The 16,560-nt window shown below is 68.5% G+C and carries 20 protein-coding genes; 13 read left to right on the top strand and 7 right to left on the bottom strand.

Features of this window, described 5'->3' with window-relative positions; translation table 11 throughout:
• Positions 1–15 precede the first annotated feature (15 nt).
• Positions 16–285 (bottom strand): DUF2171 domain-containing protein, encoded by a 270-nt coding sequence (locus tag ACOYW6_RS11760; RefSeq protein ID WP_423141502.1) that lies wholly within the window; start codon positions 283–285, stop codon positions 16–18.
• 169 nt (positions 286–454) lie between these two features.
• On the opposite strand from ACOYW6_RS11760, the gene ACOYW6_RS11755 reads away from it, so the two are divergent.
• The 3 genes from ACOYW6_RS11755 to ACOYW6_RS11745 all read left to right on the top strand — a co-directional run bounded on the left by ACOYW6_RS11755 (position 455) and on the right by ACOYW6_RS11745 (position 2,736).
• The gene (locus ACOYW6_RS11755) at positions 455–1,510 is read left to right on the top strand and encodes a ribonucleotide-diphosphate reductase subunit beta (RefSeq protein WP_423141501.1); all 1,056 of its coding nucleotides are present in this window, start codon (positions 455–457) and stop codon (positions 1,508–1,510) included.
• Between the two features lie 19 nt (positions 1,511–1,529).
• Positions 1,530–2,102: a hypothetical protein gene (locus tag ACOYW6_RS11750; protein ID WP_423141500.1), complete on the top strand. Its 573-nt coding sequence runs from the start codon at positions 1,530–1,532 to the stop codon at positions 2,100–2,102.
• A gap of 280 nt (positions 2,103–2,382) precedes the next feature.
• On the top strand, positions 2,383–2,736 hold the full coding sequence (locus ACOYW6_RS11745; RefSeq protein ID WP_423141499.1) for a DUF1294 domain-containing protein: 354 nt from the start codon (positions 2,383–2,385) through the stop codon (positions 2,734–2,736).
• A 32-nt stretch (positions 2,737–2,768) separates the two neighbouring features.
• Here the strand turns inward: ACOYW6_RS11745 and ACOYW6_RS11740 are convergent, their stop codons facing one another.
• The gene (locus ACOYW6_RS11740) at positions 2,769–3,269 is read right to left on the bottom strand and encodes a hypothetical protein (RefSeq protein ID WP_423141498.1); all 501 of its coding nucleotides are present in this window, start codon (positions 3,267–3,269) and stop codon (positions 2,769–2,771) included.
• 85 nt (positions 3,270–3,354) lie between these two features.
• Between ACOYW6_RS11740 and ACOYW6_RS11735 the strand changes: the two genes are divergently transcribed.
• The gene (locus ACOYW6_RS11735; RefSeq protein ID WP_423141497.1) at positions 3,355–3,804 is read left to right on the top strand and encodes a hypothetical protein; all 450 of its coding nucleotides are present in this window, start codon (positions 3,355–3,357) and stop codon (positions 3,802–3,804) included.
• A 38-nt stretch (positions 3,805–3,842) separates the two neighbouring features.
• Here ACOYW6_RS11735 and ACOYW6_RS11730 read toward each other — a convergent pair whose 3' ends face one another.
• On the bottom strand, positions 3,843–4,412 hold the full coding sequence (locus ACOYW6_RS11730; protein WP_423141496.1) for a thermonuclease family protein: 570 nt from the start codon (positions 4,410–4,412) through the stop codon (positions 3,843–3,845).
• A 140-nt stretch (positions 4,413–4,552) separates the two neighbouring features.
• On the opposite strand from ACOYW6_RS11730, the gene ACOYW6_RS11725 reads away from it, so the two are divergent.
• Positions 4,553–5,005 carry a PA2169 family four-helix-bundle protein gene (locus ACOYW6_RS11725; protein ID WP_423141495.1) on the top strand — a complete coding sequence of 151 codons (453 nt, stop codon included), beginning with the start codon at positions 4,553–4,555 and terminating at the stop codon, positions 5,003–5,005.
• Positions 5,006–5,116: 111 nt separating this feature from the next.
• Here the strand turns inward: ACOYW6_RS11725 and ACOYW6_RS11720 are convergent, their stop codons facing one another.
• Positions 5,117–5,497, bottom strand: coding sequence for a hypothetical protein (locus ACOYW6_RS11720; protein ID WP_423141494.1), 381 nt, complete (start codon positions 5,495–5,497; stop codon positions 5,117–5,119).
• A gap of 189 nt (positions 5,498–5,686) precedes the next feature.
• On the opposite strand from ACOYW6_RS11720, the gene dcd reads away from it, so the two are divergent.
• The 3 genes from dcd (at position 5,687) to ACOYW6_RS11705 (ending at position 8,033) form a co-directional block, all read left to right on the top strand.
• Positions 5,687–6,241 (top strand): dCTP deaminase, encoded by a 555-nt coding sequence (gene dcd / locus ACOYW6_RS11715; protein WP_423141493.1) that lies wholly within the window; start codon positions 5,687–5,689, stop codon positions 6,239–6,241.
• Positions 6,242–6,369: 128 nt separating this feature from the next.
• Positions 6,370–6,855, top strand: a complete 486-nt coding sequence (locus ACOYW6_RS11710) for a DoxX family protein (protein ID WP_423141492.1) — start codon at positions 6,370–6,372, stop codon at positions 6,853–6,855.
• Positions 6,855–8,033 carry a saccharopine dehydrogenase family protein gene (locus ACOYW6_RS11705; protein ID WP_423141491.1) on the top strand — a complete coding sequence of 393 codons (1,179 nt, stop codon included), beginning with the start codon at positions 6,855–6,857 and terminating at the stop codon, positions 8,031–8,033. The genes ACOYW6_RS11710 and ACOYW6_RS11705 overlap by 1 nt, the downstream gene beginning before the upstream one ends.
• Here the strand turns inward: ACOYW6_RS11705 and ACOYW6_RS11700 are convergent.
• Together ACOYW6_RS11700 and thrS are read right to left on the bottom strand one after the other, a co-directional pair.
• Positions 8,030–8,776 (bottom strand): TSUP family transporter, encoded by a 747-nt coding sequence (locus tag ACOYW6_RS11700; RefSeq protein WP_423141490.1) that lies wholly within the window; start codon positions 8,774–8,776, stop codon positions 8,030–8,032. The genes ACOYW6_RS11705 and ACOYW6_RS11700 overlap by 4 nt on opposite strands.
• A gap of 2 nt (positions 8,777–8,778) precedes the next feature.
• On the bottom strand, positions 8,779–10,797 hold the full coding sequence (gene thrS / locus ACOYW6_RS11695; RefSeq protein ID WP_423141489.1) for a threonine--tRNA ligase: 2,019 nt from the start codon (positions 10,795–10,797) through the stop codon (positions 8,779–8,781).
• Between the two features lie 194 nt (positions 10,798–10,991).
• Between thrS and ACOYW6_RS11690 the strand changes: the two genes are divergently transcribed.
• On the top strand, positions 10,992–12,074 hold the full coding sequence (locus ACOYW6_RS11690; protein ID WP_423141488.1) for a YjgN family protein: 1,083 nt from the start codon (positions 10,992–10,994) through the stop codon (positions 12,072–12,074).
• A 1-nt stretch (position 12,075) separates the two neighbouring features.
• Entirely contained in the window at positions 12,076–13,125 is a 1,050-nt protein-coding gene (locus ACOYW6_RS11685) for a M48 family metallopeptidase (protein WP_423141487.1), read from the top strand.
• A gap of 34 nt (positions 13,126–13,159) precedes the next feature.
• On the opposite strand, the gene ACOYW6_RS11680 is transcribed toward ACOYW6_RS11685, so the two are convergent.
• Positions 13,160–13,816, bottom strand: coding sequence for a hypothetical protein (locus tag ACOYW6_RS11680; protein WP_423141486.1), 657 nt, complete (start codon positions 13,814–13,816; stop codon positions 13,160–13,162).
• Between the two features lie 77 nt (positions 13,817–13,893).
• Here ACOYW6_RS11680 and ACOYW6_RS11675 point away from each other — a divergent pair, with 77 nt between their 5' ends.
• Genes ACOYW6_RS11675 through ACOYW6_RS11665 form a run of 3 tightly spaced genes read left to right on the top strand, consistent with a single transcriptional unit; the run spans position 13,894 to position 16,498 of the window.
• Complete coding sequence (locus ACOYW6_RS11675) at positions 13,894–14,643, top strand: alpha/beta fold hydrolase (RefSeq protein WP_423141485.1); 750 nt, start codon at positions 13,894–13,896, stop codon at positions 14,641–14,643.
• Complete coding sequence (locus ACOYW6_RS11670; protein WP_423141484.1) at positions 14,637–15,476, top strand: tetratricopeptide repeat protein; 840 nt, start codon at positions 14,637–14,639, stop codon at positions 15,474–15,476. The genes ACOYW6_RS11675 and ACOYW6_RS11670 overlap by 7 nt, the downstream gene beginning before the upstream one ends.
• Positions 15,473–16,498: an LLM class flavin-dependent oxidoreductase gene (locus tag ACOYW6_RS11665; RefSeq protein WP_423141483.1), complete on the top strand. Its 1,026-nt coding sequence runs from the start codon at positions 15,473–15,475 to the stop codon at positions 16,496–16,498. The genes ACOYW6_RS11670 and ACOYW6_RS11665 overlap by 4 nt, the downstream gene beginning before the upstream one ends.
• Positions 16,499–16,560: the final 62 nt, after the last annotated feature.

Here is a 16,560-nt window from a genome sequence, read left to right as displayed (position 1 = left end):
AATGGGGGCTGCGGATCAGGACTCGCTTTCCATCCCGTATGCGTTGGCGCCGCTGGCGGACAGCCGCACCTGGTTGCCTTCGATACCTGCGACCAGGCCGATCGGCAGGAAGTGATGATGGCCGGCGTGGCTGCCCTCGGCGCCTTCGATGTCGGCGCCGCTGTCGGCCTTGGTCAGCTTGATCTTGTCACCGTCGACCGAATCGACCGTGCCGACGTGCGCGCCGTCGGCGCCGATCACTTCCATGTGTTCCTTGATCTGGTCGCCGAACTGGTGGTCGCTCATCGGGTATCTCCTGTGATGTGCCCCGTTAACCAACGACCCCCGCACTTGGTTCCGCACCGCCGCGAGCGCGCCGCGCGCGCCGCTTTTCCCCAGCCGCGCCGCCCGCGCGCGCTTCGTAAATCCCGCCCCGTCCCCTATATTGACCGCCTGCCTGCCGGAGTCGAAACCCATGTCGCTGCTTGAAGCCCGCAAGACCTACAAGCCCTTCGAATATCCGTGGGCTTACGAGTTCTGGAAGCGCCAGCAGCAGATCCACTGGATGCCGGAAGAAGTGCCGCTGGGCGAAGACTGCCGCGACTGGGCGCAGAAGCTTTCGGACCACGAACGCAACCTGCTCACGCAGATATTCCGCTTCTTCACCCAGGCCGATGTCGAGGTGCAGGACTGCTATCACGAGAAGTACGGCCGGGTGTTCAAGCCGACCGAGGTGAAGATGATGCTGGCCGCGTTCTCCAACATGGAAACCGTCCACATCGCCGCCTACTCGCACCTGCTCGACACCATCGGCATGCCCGAAAGCGAATACGGCATGTTCCTCGAGTACGAGGAGATGAAGGCCAAGCACGATTACCTGCAGGAATTCGGCGTCGACAATGACGAGGATATCGCCCGCACCCTGGCGATGTTCGGCGGCTTTACCGAGGGGCTGCAGCTGTTCGCCAGCTTCGCGATGCTGATGAACTTCCCGCGCTTCAACAAGATGAAGGGCATGGGCCAGATCGTGTCCTGGTCCGTCCGCGACGAAAGCCTGCACTGCGAAGGCATCACCAAGCTGTTCCACGCCTTCTGCGCGGAGCGGAACTGCCTGACCAAGGCGGTCAAGGAAGACATCATCGACGCCTGCCAGAAGACCGTGCGGCTGGAAGACAACTTCATCGACCTGGCCTTCGAACAGGGCCCGGTCCCGGGGATGAGCCCGAACGAGATCAAGCGCTACATCCGCTACATCGCCGACTGGCGCCTGGGCCAGCTCGGCCTCAAGCCGGTCTACATGATCGAGGACCACCCGCTGCCGTGGCTGGCCCCGCTGCTCAACGGCGTGGAACACGCCAACTTCTTCGAAACCCGCGCCACCGAGTATTCCAAGGCCGCCACCCGCGGCGACTGGAACACCGTGTGGTCGAGCTTCGACAAGCGCCAGAAAGCCAAGGGCCCGGCGGCGAACGAAGGCGAGGACGAAGGCGCGAGCGAGCCGGGGCTGTTCGGGGTGCAGGCGGCGGAGTGAGGGGCAGAAGAGTTGATGTATGGGGGGCACTGACAATTTTACGCTCATAACCGGAATCGCGAGCCTTATTGGTTTCGCGATACAAATATTTGACGTCTTCCCTACATTTGCTCGGTTTAGAAGGGACGCACTTTTACTAGCTGTCGGCCTATTTATTGGATCATTTGTTTCCGGATTAAGTCGCTCGCAGGTAACAATTGATTTAAGAAGTTTGCAGTCTGTTACGCCGATGCAGATGCTAATTGGAGCGGTAGCTTTGGTGACTGCTTTTCTTCTTATTAGCGCACGATTTCAAGCTAATTCAGATCACCGACAGGAAACGTATGCGGTAGGATTTTGCGGGGCCGGCCTTATAGTTGCGCTACTTATAGGATATAGTATTTATAATTCCGACGGATATGATCAACGAAAAGAATTGTCGCTTGATGAGAAGCTTATTCTTGTTCAACATTCACGCGCGACTGGCAATTATGATCGAGCTCTCGATATCTTACAAAAAGCAAAAAATGGGCTAGATTCGGGAGATGAGAGAATAAAATCCATCGACCGCCAGATTGACGAAGTTACTAAACAGCAAGTTTCTTCTTCATAAATGTGTCCTTTGAAACGCAGATAAGCTTCGGCTTTTCTCTCGCCGCGATGACGCGCCGTTATCTGGACCACAGCCTTCGCTGGGGTGACGGGTGTGTGTGAGTGCCTCCTCGCGTCGCCCCAGCGGAGGCTGGGGCCTAGATAAGCTCTCCTCCTTCGGCTTGGCCGCGATGGCGCGCCGTTATCTGGGCCCCAGCCTGCGCTGGGGCGACGGGGGATGGGGTTGGTGCAGCGGTGCCGGTGTTTGGGGGGTTTTAACCGGTTGGGGCTAGGCTCGGGCCATGGTGCGTGAGCCGTCCATCCTCGAGCAACTCGAAACCGCCGGGCATTTTGCCGCGGCGACGTTGCGGCGGGCCGATCCGCTTTACGTCCTTTACGCCCTCATCGCGGTGAACCTGATCGCCTTCGCGGCCTTCGGAATCGACAAGTCGGCGGCGGAGCGCGGGCGGTGGCGGGTTTCGGAAGGGGCCTTGCTGCGCTGGGCGTGGCTGGGCGGGACGCTGGGCGCTTATGCCGGGCGGCGGGCGTTTCGCCACAAGACCCGCAAGCAGCCGTTCTGCGCGCGGCTTCACACCATCGCGGCGGCACAGGTTTTGGCCGGTGTCGGGGTGGTTGGCTGGGCGGTTTATCGCTGACCCTGTCGCCCCTGCAGAGGCTGGGGCGACGGTTACGTACAGAGCTTGCCCGTGTCCTTGCAGAAGGCGGCCAGGGTGTCGGCCTTGAAATCCAGCTTGCCCACCGCCTGCATCGTGGCGGCGATGGTGAAAGGGATGGCGGTGCGCATACGCTTGGCAGCAGCAGTGCGCTCGAAAGCGACCAGCGCGGAAAGGTCGGCGCGGGAGAGGCGCATGGCGTAGGCGTGGCCGATCGCTGCCATCAGGCGCTCGGTCCCGGCGGCGGCGGTCCTGGCGGCGACGGCGCGCAACTGGGCCTGCTCGGCGGCGGTCAGTTCGGGGTGGGCGGCGACCAGTTCCTCGGTCTCGGCCCTGGCCTGGAGCGGCGCCAGCGCGGCGAGCGTGCCGCTGGCGGCGAGTTCGCGGCCCAGCGCCTCGCTGGCGGCATCGGGCGCGTGGGTCAGGATCGTATCGCCGGGCAAGGCCGGAACAGATGGTGCTGCGGGCGTTGCCGCGGCGGCCGCCGCCAGTAGCACTATCGTGAAGGTGCCCATCGTCTGGTCCCCTGGTTGAGGGCCGATGGCTAACACCGGTGGCGGCATTTTCCTACACGGCCGAAATTTGCTTCACCCTCTCGCGATGAAGACCTGGCCCAAGCCCGCCCAGCCCGCGCCGCTCTCCCTGCGGCGCCTGCCCGCGTTCCACCCGGTGCCGGTGGGACCGCGCAAGGACGGCTGGACGATCGACCGGCAGGCGAAGCTGATCGGCTTCATCGCCGAGACGCGCAGCGTGATCGAGGCCTGCCGCCGCGTCGGCATGGGGCGCGAGAGCGCCTACCGGCTGCGCGCGCGCCCGGGCGGCGCCGGGCTGGCGGCGGCATGGGACGCGGCGCTGGGAAAGCCGCACCGGCCTGTGGACTTGGCCTCGGCAAAGTCCACGGGGCTGCCCGCGCATTACCGCTGGCGTGCCGGGCGGATCGCGGTGGTCACCGTGGACGGCACGTTTGCCGGATACCACCGCAAGGACGACGATTGCGCGCTGCTCCAGCACCTGGCCCAGCTCGATCGCGGCGCGGGAGAGCAGGAGTGAAAGTCACAGCCGTCAGCGCCCGGTTTCGTGTCAAGCGGTCAGCGGCACCACGGCAGCTTGTGCCCCACCCACGGGTGCGCCAGCCCTTCGGCGATCAGCACCCCGCCCAGGCTGCGCCCGCCGCGCGTGATCACCAGCAGTTCGCGCCCGTAGACGTCGCGCGGGCGCTCGTAGGCTTGCAGGCTGAAGCGCCCGGCGTTGAGCAACGCGCGCAGCCGGTCGCGGGCGCGACCGGCGCGGGCGTATTCGTCGTCGCACTGCGGGCTGCCCAGTTCGGGCGCGTCGATATCGGCGATGCGGATCTGCCGTCCGGCGTAGAACAGCGTGTCGCCGTCGATCACGCAGTTGGTGCCGTGGCGGCCCCGGCACTGGCCGAAGCGGGCGCTTTCCCGGTCCGCCGCGGCGGCGCGGGGCAGCGCGGCAGGCGCGGTCAGCGGATCGGGCGCGGCGATGCCGCTGCCGCCCAGCCGGCTCCACGCGAACAGCAGCACCGCGGCGGCGCCCGCCAGCAGCAGCGCGGACAGCACGATCTCTCCCCACGAGGTGCGGCGGCGGCGCGGCGCCAGGCGGTGGATGACCGGCGGCGGCAGGGGATCGCGAAACGGCATCGGCCCGGCCTAGCCGTGCCGGCCCGCGCAGCCAACCGGCCATGCCCCGGGCAGGGAAATTTGCCGCGCCGTGCAACGACTTCCCCGGGGCGGCGTTTGTGAAGCGCAACCCGACCGCTTAAAAAAAGGAGTCGCCCCCGATGGCCGAGCATGACGAGACCACCACCACCCTCAACACCCTGATCGCCACGCTGCTCGACAGCATCGAAGGCTATCAGAAGTCGGCGTCCGAGGTGGAAAATCCCCGCTTTGCGGAGATGTTCAACAACCGCGCGCGCGAACGCCAGCAGGCCGTGACGAAGCTGCAGGCCGCGGTCGCCGCCGCCGGCGGCAACCCGGAAGACGACGGCTCGACGATGGGCGCCGTCCACCGCTTCTTCGAATCGCTGCGCGAAGCCGTTTCGACCAAGGACGACAAGGCGATCGTCGCCGAGGTCGAGCGCGGCGAGGACTACCTGAAGGAAAAGTTCGAAGCCGCCTTGAAGCACACCGACATTTCGGCCGACGGCCGCGCCGCGGTCGATCAGGCCTGGCAGTCGGTCAAGGCCGGCCATGACGAGATGAGCGCGCTCAAGCATTCGTTGAATGCCTGACGCGCCCGCCGCCGCCCTCCCCGGCTGACAGGGACGGGCGGCGGCACCCCATGTGAAAACGGGCGCCGGGATCGATCCCGGCGCCCGTCCTCGTTTTCCAGGCGAACGCGTTCAGTTGCGCGTGGCGGACAGCCCGCCCGAAACGCCGATGTAGGCGCCGCGGCGCTTGGCCTTGTGCCCGCTGTGCCGGGCATCGACCTGCGCCTGCGCCTGGACGTCAGCCTGCGTTCGCGGGGCCTCGGCCGCGGCATCGACGGTCGCCTGCGCGGCCGCGCCGGCGTTGTGCGCCGCGCCGGTGGCGGCGTCCGCCACGCCGCCGAGCACGCCGGTGGCCGCGTTGACCGCGCCCGACACCGAGCCGCCGGCTGCGGTGCCGACCGGGCCGGCGTTGGCGCTGGCGCCGGCCTGGCCGGTCAGCGTGCCGGCCAGCTGGGCATGGGCAGTGCCCGTGGCGGCCAGCGCCATCAGGGCGAGAATGGGAGTGAGCTTCATGCGAAATGCCTCTCGTATTGGAGGTCGCAAGGTGGGGGGCAGCGACCTGGCCGCCTAGCCTGCGCGCGGCGAGGCGCGCCGGTAAAGCGGCGGGCAGAGGCCTTTTCGCCGCGGTTCATCGGGGGTTTATCCCCGCCGCCCCCGGCACCCCGGCTTGCTGGCCGCGGCGCCCTGCGGCAAGCATCGGGCATGGCGATTCTCAGCGACCGATGGATCCGCGAACAGGCGCTGGGCGCCGGAATGATCGAGCCGTTCGTCGAGGCGCAGCGCCGCGACGGCTGCATCAGCTACGGCTTGTCGTCCTATGGCTACGACGCCCGCGTGGCGGACGAGTTCAAGATCTTCACCAACGTCGACAGCGCCGTGGTCGACCCCAAGGATTTCGCCGCCAACTCCTTCGTCGATCGCAAGACCGATGTCTGCGTGATCCCTCCCAATTCCTTCGCGCTGGCGCGGACGGTCGAATACTTCCGCGTGCCCAGAGACGTGCTGGTGATCTGCCTGGGCAAGAGCACCTATGCGCGCTGCGGCATCATCGTGAACGTCACCCCGCTCGAACCGGGCTGGGAAGGCCACGTGACGCTGGAATTCTCCAACACCACGCCGCTGCCGGCCAAGATCTACGCCAACGAAGGCGCGTGCCAGTTCCTGTTCTTGGCTGGCAACGAGCCGTGCGAGACCAGCTATGCCGACCGCGCCGGCAAATACATGGGCCAGCGCGGCGTGACGCTGCCCCGCCTCTAGTTCTCCACCGCGGGAGCTTGCATCCGCCGCCGATCCGGGGAACGCTGTGCCAACCCCGCGCATTGGCGGGGCACGAAGCGGCGGCTGCACTGGGGCTGGCGGACGCTTCGCCTGATGGGAGAACCGCCATGTCCTCGATCGTCGCGTTTTTCGGCCGGCTCATGCTGGCATTGATGTTTCTGGTTTCCGGTGTCGGCAAGTTCAGCAACCTGGCCGGTACCGATGCGATGATCCAGAAGGTGGGCATGCCGGCGGGGCTGGGCCTGCCGACCGCGATCTTCGAAGTCGTCGCCGGGTTGGCGATCGCGCTGGGCGTGTTCACCCGGCTGTTCTCGATCCTGCTGGCAGGGTTCTGCCTGCTGACGGCGATCCTCTATCACAACAATTTCGCGGATCAGATGCAGGCCGCGATGTTCATGAAGAACGTGGCGATCGCCGGCGGCTTCCTGGTCCTGTTCGCGCAGAGCCACCAGGCCTGGAGCTATGACGCGATGCGCGATCGCCGCCGTGCCGACCTCGCCACGCGCGATGCCGATCTGCGCGCTGCCAAGGCCGAAGGCATCGTCGAAGGCGTCCGCACGGTGCCGGGCACGACCACCGTCGTGCACGACTGATGCGCGAAAAGGCGGGCTACCGTCCGTTCGATATCGTGGTCTGGGGGGCGACCGGGTTTACCGGTCGCCTCGTTGCCGAATACCTTGCCCACCGGATCGGCGAAGACGGGCCGCGCTGGGCACTGGCGGGGCGCGATCCGGCCAAGCTTGAACGTGTCCACGCCGAAATAGGCGCCGGCGCCAACGTGCCGATCCTGACCGCCGATGCCGCCGACGCGGACAGCATGGCCGAACTGGCGCGGAGCACCGCGGTGGTCCTGACCACCGTGGGCCCGTACCAGCTTTACGGCGAACCGTTGCTGGCCGCCTGCGTGGCCGAAGGCACCGATTACGCCGACTTGTGCGGCGAACCGGTGTGGATGCGCCAGATGATCGATCGCTACCACGCCGCCGCGCGTACCAGCGGCGCGCGGATCGCGTTTTCGTCGGGGTTCGATTCGATCCCGTTCGACCTTGGCGTACTGATGCTTCAGCAGGCGGCGACCGCCCGCTTCGGAGCGCCGTGCCCGCGCGTGAAGGGGCGGGTGCGCGGGATGAAAGGCGGCGCCTCGGGCGGGACCGCGGCCAGCCTCAAGGCGACGCTGGCGGCGCTGAAGGCCGATCCGGCGCTGCTGCCGATCATGCTCAGCCCGTTCGGCCTGACCCCCGGCTTCGCAGGGCCGCCCCAGCCGCGCGGCGACGCAGTGCAGTTCGACGAGGCGCTGAACGCCTGGGAGGCGCCGTTCATCATGGCGGCGATCAACACCAAGAACGTCCATCGCACCAATGCGCTGCTCGGCCACCCGTACGGCCGCGATTTCGTTTACGACGAGATGGTCCTGACCGGTCCCGGCGAGGCAGGCGAGGCGGCGGCGCGTCACCTCGCGTCCAACCCTTCGATCGGTACCGCCAACGATCCGAAGCCCGGCCAGGGGCCGGACAAGGCCGCACGCGACAGCGGCTTTTACGACCTGCTGTTCATTGGCGAGATGCCCGACGGCCGCAGCCTGCGCTACGCGGTAAAAGGGCGCTACGACCCCGGATATGGTTCGACCAGCCGGATGATCGCCGAAACCGGGCTGGCGCTGCTGCGCTGCGACGCCGACGGCGGCGTCTCGACCCCCGGGGCGCTGCTGGGCGAGGCGCTGGTCGACCGCCTGCGCAACCATGCCGAGATCGCCTTCGCGGTGGAGGCTTAAAGCAGCTTCACCGCCGCGGCGATCGCCGAGGCGCCCAGCACCGCGCCCGCGATACCGCGCCAGGCGTTTGGGCTGACGCGGCCGAAAGCATGGTTGCCGGCCCACGTCCCGGCAAGCACCGCCGGAAACAGCACTACGCCCAGGATGAATTCGCGCCGTGTCGCCTGCCCGGCCGCGACCGAGAGGAGCACGCCGGCAAGCTGGGTGACGAGGAACACCGTCATCATCGAGGCCCGCGCCACCGCGGGCTCGATCCCGCGCCGCAGGTAATACGGCACCACCGGCGGGCCGGGCATCCCGGCGAACCCGGTCAGCACGCCCGCGCCCAGCCCGGTGGCGACGGTTTCCTTGGGCCCGGGCACGTGGCCCGCCTTGGCCGGCAGCAGCACCGCGACGAAGGCCCCGATGGCGATCAGCGCGATCATCAGCCGCGCCACCGGCGCCGGGATCGTCCACAGCGCGGCAAGGCCCAGCGGCAGTCCGAGCAACGCGACCCCGGCAATGACGAAAGCCGATCTCTCGCTCGACGCGGCCTGTTTCCTGAGGCCGATGAAGCCGATCATCGCCGCCAGCAGGTTGGCGACGACGACCGCCTCCTTGGGCAGCACCGCCAGGCTCAGCGCCGGAACCAGCAGAAGCGCCAGGCCGAAGCCGGATAGCCCGCGCACGAACCCGGCCACCAGCGCCGCGGTCAGCGCCAGCGCCAGCGCCAGCGCGCCGACTGCGAGCCCGCCGACGATCACGCTCAGCCCGGCAGCAGGTCGGGCGGGGTGCCTTCGGCCTTGAGCAGCGCGACCGCGGATTCCAGGCTCGGCACTTGCTGATGCTGCGATCCCAGCGTGCGCAGCGCCACGGTGCCTTCCTCGGCCTCGCGCTTGCCGACTACCAGCAGGTGCGGGACCTTGGCCAGGCTGTGCTCGCGCACCTTGTAGTTGATCTTCTCGTTGCGGGTGTCGACCTCGGCGCGCAGCCCGGCGGCCGCCAGCTTGTCGGCAACGTCACGCGCGTAATCGTCGGCGTCGGACACGATCGTGGCCACCACCGCCTGCGTCGGCGCGAGCCAAGTCGGCAGCTTGCCGGCGAAATGCTCGATCAGGATGCCGATGAAGCGCTCGTACGATCCGAAGATCGCCCGGTGGAGCATGACCGGGCGGTGCTTTTCGCCGTCCTCGCCGATGTAGCTGGCGTCGAGCCGGTCGGGCAGCACGCGGTCGGACTGGATCGTGCCGACCTGCCAGGTCCGTCCGATCGCGTCGGTCAGGTGCCATTCCAGTTTCGGGGCGTAGAACGCGCCCTCGCCCGGCAGTTCCTCCCAGCCGTATTCCTCGCTCGCCATGCCGGCGTCCTGGACCGCCTGGCGCAGCTCGGCCTCGGCCTTGTCCCAGTCCGCGTCGGAACCGAAGCGCTGGTCGGGGCGCAGCGCCAGCTTGACCGCATAGGTAAAGCCGAAATCCCTGTAGATGCGGTCGGCCAGTTCGCAGAAAGCGCGCACTTCGGACACGATCTGGTCCTCGCGGCAGAAGATGTGCGCATCGTCCTGGGTGAACTGGCGCACCCGCATCAGCCCGTGCAGCGCGCCGTGCGGTTCGTTGCGGTGGCAGCAGCCGTTCTCGTAAAGGCGCAGCGGCAGGTCGCGGTACGACTTGATGCCCTGGCGGAAGATCAGCACGTGCGCCGGGCAGTTCATCGGCTTCAACGCCATCCACTGCGCGTCGTCCGACACCAGCGGACCCTCGTCCTGGGTGTTGGGGACCTCGTCGGGGATGACGAACATGTTCTCGCGGTACTTGCCCCAGTGGCCCGACTGCTCCCACTGGCGGGCGTCCATGACCTGCGGGGTCTTGACCTCGCGGTAGCCGGCGGCATCGATCGCGCGGCGCATGTAGGCTTCCAGTTCGCGCCAGACCTTGAAGCCCTGCGGGTGCCAGAACACGCTGCCGTGCGCTTCGGCCTGGAGGTGGAACAGGTCCATTTCCTGGCCCAGCTTGCGGTGGTCGCGCTTGGCCGCTTCTTCCAGCCGCAACAGGTGCGCATCCAGCTGCTTCTTGTTCAGCCAGCCGGTGCCGTAAATGCGCGTCAGCTGCGCGTTGTTCTGGTCGCCCCGCCAATAGGCGCCGGCCACCCGCATCAGCTTGAAGGCCTGCGGATCGAGCTTGCCGGTGCTGGGCAAGTGCGGCCCGCGGCACATGTCGAGCCAGGCGCCCTCGCTGCCGGGCTGGCCGGAATGATAGACCGTCAGCGGCTCGTCGCCCGAAAGCTCGGCCGCCCATTCCGCCTTGAAAGTCTCGCCATCGGCGCGCCACTTGTCGATCAGGCGCTGGCGGTCCCAGACCTCGCGCACCAGCGGCTTGTCGGCGCGGATGATCGCGCGCATGCGCTCCTCGATCGCGGGCAGGTCATCCATGCCGAACGGTTCGCGCGTGGCCGGCGCCAGCACGTCATAGTAAAATCCGTCGTCGGTCGCCGGGCCGAAGGTGATCTGCGTGCCCGGCCACAGCGACTGGATCGCCTCGGCCAGGACGTGCGCGTAATCGTGGCGCGCCAGCTCCAGCGCGTCGGCCTCGTCGCGGCTGGTGACCAGCGCCAGCTGCGCATCGCCTTCGAACGGGCGGTTCAGATCGCGCAAGTCCCCGTCGACGCGCGCGGCGATCGCCGCCTTGGCCAGCCCCGGCCCGATCGCGGCGGCGACATCCGCCGGGGTGCTGCCGGCAGGCATCTCGCGCACGGAACCGTCGGGCAGCGATATCTTGAACATCTCGGACATGGATTACTCTCGTCTTGACGGCTGGCGCCATGACACAGCCCGGCGCGCGCTGGAAGTCTCGGCGTCAGGGGACGCCCCGTGGGAACCGCCGGTCGCCCGCCCGCGCCGCCGATCCGGCCGCATTGCCAATGCGCTTGCGCTGCAAGGCTTTTTTCTCTTCCTTGTCGGCAGGGGCACGCATGGGGGCGCGAAATATGGATGAACACCGGCCGGACACGGCGTTCGGATTCACGGGTACGTGGCGCGAATACGCGCCGATCGCCTTCACCAACCTGCTGCTGACGATCGTCACGCTGGGGATCTACCGCTTCTGGGCCAAGGCGCGGACGCGGACCTACTTGTGGAGCCACACCCGCTTCATCGACGATCCCCTGGAATGGGCCGGCACCGGGCTGGAACTGTTCAAGGGCGCGGCAACCGTGATCGCGGTGCTGATCGTGCCTTACTTCCTCATCGGAATGCTGAACCAGTACCTGATCCTGCACAAGCAGCTGGCAGCGGTGGCGGCGGTGTCGCTGGCGATGTTCGGGGGGCTCTACTACCTGATCGGCATCGCGCGGTTTCGCGCCCTGCGCTACCGCCTGGCGCGCACGTACTGGCGCGGCATTCGCGGCGGGTCGGACGACGAAGGCTTCGATTACGGCTGGCAGTACTTGTGGCGCCAGGCGGTTGGCACATTCGCGCTGGGGCTGCTGATACCCTGGTCGCTGGTGACGCTGTGGAACCGGCGCTGGAGCGCGATGAGCTTCGGACCCTACGAATTCGCGGCCGAAGCGCGGGTCGAAGGGCTGATGGGGCGGTTCCTGCTGTGCTACCTGGCGCCCTTCGCCGGACTGTTCGCCGCGATGGCGGTGTTCATCCCGTTCGGCGCGCTGGGCGCGTTCGCGCGCGGCGGCGGATCGGCCATCTCGATCTCGATCGTGATCGGCGGCATCCTGGCGGTCATCGCGTTCTATTTCGTGTTCGGGCTGGTCCTGATGGGGTTCTACGCCAAGTATTTCCGCCACGTGGTTGCCGGCACCCGGCTGGATGGGCTGGACTTTGCGTTTTCGGCGCGAACGATGGACTGGATCAAGCTGCTGGCCGGCGACGCCCTGCTGCTGGTGCTGACGCTGGGGCTGGGCATCGTGTTTCTCGATTACCGCCACTGGTCGTTCTTCATCCGCCACATGGACGCGCGCGGCACGATCGATGTCGACGCGATGACCCAGTCCGAAACGCCCGCGCCGCGCCAGGGTGAAGGGTTGCTCGACGCACTCGACCTCGGCGCGTTCTGATATGTGGAACGCCAGCCTGTTCGACGGGCAATCGGCGCGGCGCTACCCGGTCCGGGTCGCGCTGGCGGACGATGCCCTGGCGGTCGAAGGACCGGAAACGCCCGCACAGCAGGTCGCGCTGGCCGACCTGGTGCGCACCGCCAACGCTGCCAGCCTGTCGCGGCGCGGGTCGCCGGGCTGGCGGCTGGTCTTCGCGGACGGCGTGCCCGCGCCGGTCGCCGAGCGGCTCGCGCCGCCGGCGCGCTACGGCAAGCTGGTCGACCGCTGGGGCCTGCCGCGCGCCGCCGCCGCCTTCGCCGCGGTCAGTGCCGCCCTGGCCGCCGCGGTGATGACCGCGCCGGTGTGGCTGGGCCCGATGGTGCCGCAGGCGGTCGAAAACCGCATCGGCACCGCGCTGGTGCCCGACTTCGCCGGATCGGTCTGCCACACCCCCGCGGGCGATGCCGCGCTGCACAAGCTGATGGCGCAGATCGATCGTCCCGGCGGCGGGCCGCCGATCCGGGTCCAGGTGGTGAAACTGGCGCAAGTCAACGCCGCGGCTCTGCCCGGTGGCCGCATCGTCGTGCTGTCCGGCCTGCTGGAGCAGGCGAAAGGGCCTGACGAACTGGCCGGCGTACTGGCGCACGAAGCCGGTCACGTGCGCGAGCGGCACGTCATGCAGGGGCTGCTGCGTCAGTTCGGGCTTTCGATCCTGCTGAGCGGCGCCAGCGGCACCGCCCCCGCCAGCCTGGGCCAGCTGACCGCGCTGCGATTCAGCCGCAAGCTGGAGGACCGCGCCGACCGATATGCCCTCGCCCGGCTGCAGGAGGCCCGCATCTCGCCCGCCGGGGTCGCCGGATTCTTCGACCGTGCCGCCAATCACGCGCCCGACGAAGGAAACTGGTTGCGATACGTATCCGACCACCCCGATGCGGGCGCGCGCCAAGCCCTGTTCCGCCGTGCCGTGCGCAAGGGCGCTGCCTACCTGCCGGCGCTGTCACCGGACGAATGGCGCGCACTGTCCGAAATCTGCGCCGACGATACCGAAGCGAAGTTCTTTTCGCTGTGGTGACCGGCTTTCGCCAGGATGGCCGGGGCGAGCCGGTTCAGCCGGGGACCGGGCCGACCCGCGCCAGCTCGGCGCGCAGCCGGTCCTCGTCGAAGGCGTGCTGGCTGAACGGACCGCCGCGTTCGACCCAGAACAGGAACAGGTGCGCGGACCAGCGGTTGGGGTTGGGCTGCGTGCGCCCGTGGCGCAAGTCGATGCCGCGGTAGAGCACCGCGTCGCCGGGCTGCATCGCCACCGATGTGTAAGGCTCGGCCCCGAAATCGTCGACGCAGGGGTCCTCACCCTCGACCGGGACCGAACCGACTTCGAGCGGCCAGGCCTTCTGGTCGCTGTAGGCCAGCGTCAGCGAGACGCTATGCTCGCAAGACGGGCGATCGGAATGAACCCGGCAGATGTCGCCCTCGTGATAGATGCGGAAATAGTCGTAGCTGGGCAGCAGGTCAGCGCCGGTCAGCTCGCTGACGATCGGCGTCAGGCCCCACAGGAACGTGGTCAGCGGGCGGTAGAAATGCCCCGAGATGTCGATGGTCGGCTGCCGGCACAGCGGATGCTCCTTGGCGAAGGTGGCAAACGACTTGCCGGCCGCTTCCAGGTCGATGCCGATCTGCCGGAACAGCAGGTCCGCGACCTCGGGCGGGACCAGCCCGCGCAGGGTCGCAAACCCGTTCTTCTTGTAATCACCTTCGATTCGCATGGCGCCCGTCTAGACCGCATCGCGCCCCGGCTGAAAGCGGCTTGCACGCCGGGCGCGCGCGTGCGCATGACCCGGCGATGGTCACCACGCGCTTTCACGTGCTGCCGGGCGGCGGCCGCATCGCCTATCGCTGGCAGCCCGGAACGGGCCCCGCCACGGTGTTCCTGCCCGGCTACCGGTCCGACATGGCGGGCGGCAAGGCAACCGCGCTGCTTGACGACGCCGCGGCAAAAGGGCGCGCCTGCCTGCTGCTGGACTATTCGGGCTGCGGCCTCAGCGACGGCGATTTCGCCGACGGCACCCTGGGGCGCTGGCGCGACGAGGTGCTGGCACTGATCGCGGCGGTCGTTCCCGAAGGCCCGCTGGTGCTGGTCGGCAGCTCGATGGGGGGGTGGCTGATGCTGCTGGTCGCGCTCGAACTCGGGACGCGGGTCGCCGGGCTTGTCGGTGTCGCCGCCGCGCCCGACTTCACCGCCTGGGGCTACGACGCGGCACAGCAGGCGGCGCTGGCCCGCGGCGAGACCGTGCTGGAGGCCAATCCCTATGGTCCCGAGGCCACTCCCACCTACCCCGGCTTCTGGGCCGATGGACAGGCCCGGCGACTGCTTGGGCAGGCGATCGCGCTCGACTGCCCGGTGCGGCTGATCCACGGCCAGGCCGACGCCGACGTGCCCTGGCACCTGTCGGTGGAGCTTGCCGCGGCGCTGCGTTCACCGGCGGTGCAGGTGGTCCTGATCAAGGACGGCGATCACCGCCTGTCGCGCCCCGGCGACATCGCGCGCCTGCTGGCCTGCGTGGCGGACCTGACCGAGGCAAGCCCATGCTGATCCCCGCCGCCCTGATGATGCTGCAGGCGTCCGCGCCGACGATGACACCGCGGATGCCCACCACCGCGCTGCCGATCCCGCGCCGCAAGCCGGCACCGTCCGTCCCCGCAGCGGCACCGGCGCCGCTGGTTTCAAGCCGGCTCTCGGCCTGCCTGGCCCAGGCCGAGAGCGACCCCGCGGCGGCGCTTGCCAGTGCCGAGGCCTGGGGCGCCGCGGCCAAGGGGACGGCCGCGATCGACCCGGCCCAGTGCCGCGGCACCGCGCTGGGCGAACTCGGCCGCTGGAGCGACGCGGTGAGCGCGTTCACCCTGGCCCGCGATCTGGAGGTCCTGCCCGAGCGCAAGGCGCGCTTCGGCGCGATGGCCGGCAACGCCGCGCTGGCAGCGGGCGACAATGCCCGCGCCGACTCGCTGCTGGCCGCGGCCCACGCCGACGCAGCCGCCAGCCCGGCCCTGGCCGGCGACATCGCGATCGACCGGGCGCGGGCGCTGTTCGCGCTGGGCAAGACCGACGCGGTTGCCGCCGCGCTGGCAGAGGGCCGTGCCGCCAGCCCGGGCAATGCCAACGGCTGGCTGCTGTCGGCGACGCTGGCGCGCAAGCAGAACCGCCTGGCCGAGGCGCAAGGCTGGATCGAGCGCGCCGCCGCGCTGGCGCCCGCCGACCCCGGCATCGGGCTGGAGGCCGGCGTGATCGCGGTCCTGTCCGGCCATGATGAGGCGGCCCGCCGGTCGTGGCAGTCGGTCATCGCCGCCGCACCGGGATCGCCGCAGGCGGCGACCGCCAGGGGCTACCTTGCGCAACTGGCGGCGCCGTCCCCATCTAAGGGACCATGATCCCCTTATCCGTTCTCGATCTCGTCCCGGTCCGCGAAGGCGGCACCGTCTCCGAAGCCTTTGCAGACGCCGCCGCGCTGGCCAGGGTTGCCGAGGACGAAGGCTACAAGCGTTTCTGGATTGCCGAACATCACGCGATGGACGGCATCGCCGGGGGTGCCACCGCCGTCGCGCTGGCCCACGTCGGCCACGCCACCCGCACCATCCGCATCGGTTCGGGCGGGATCATGCTGCCCAACCACAACCCGTGGGTCATTGCCGAGCAGTTCGGCACGCTCGACGCGCTGTTCCCCGGCCGCGTCGACCTGGGCCTGGGCCGCGCGCCCGGTGCCGACGGCCGCATCGCGCAGGCGCTGCGCAAGGACCTGATGCGCGGGGCCGAGGCGTTTCCGTCCGACGTGGTGGAACTGCGCGCGCACATCACCGGGGAGCCCGAAACCGGCTTTTCGCCGACCCCGGGGCGCGGTGCGGCGGTCGAGATGTGGATCCTGGGTTCAAGCCTTTACGGCGCCCAGCTCGCCGCGATGCTGGGGCTCCCTTACGCCTTCGCCAGTCACTTCGCGCCCGATCACCTCGACGCTGCCCTCGCGCTCTATCGCCGCACTTTCAAGCCGTCCGCCACGCTCGACAGGCCGCACGCGATGGCGGCGATGACCGTGATCGCCGCCGACAGCGACGAAGAGGCGGAGCTGCTGGCCAGCTCGATGGACCAGAGCTTCGTCGCGCTGCGCAGCGGCACGCCGGGCCGGCTCAAGCCCCCGGTGCCGAATTACCGCGCCACCCTGCCGGCCTCGGCGGTGGGTATGCTCGAGCATGTTCGCCAGGCCAGCGCGGTGGGCAGCAAGGCGACAGTCGCACGCCAGATCGCCGCCTTTGCAGAGCGGACCGGCGCCGACGAACTGATCGTCGCGGGGGCAACGTTCGATCCCCAGGCGCGACATCGATCGCTGGCGCTGACGATGGCGGCGCTGGGGCAAACGGGCGTGCCGGAGATGGTTGCCCCTGAAACCGGATTTGCTTAAAGTGCGTAAAAATGCTGCTTGAGGCGGCAAGATTATAACGTGCACTGACGAACAGCACGCAG

Origin of the sequence: Parablastomonas sp. CN1-191, assembly GCF_049354825.1 — a bacterium.
Classification (GTDB): Bacteria; Pseudomonadota; Alphaproteobacteria; order Sphingomonadales; family Sphingomonadaceae; genus Novosphingobium.
This window is presented reverse-complemented; position numbering and strand designations above follow the sequence as displayed.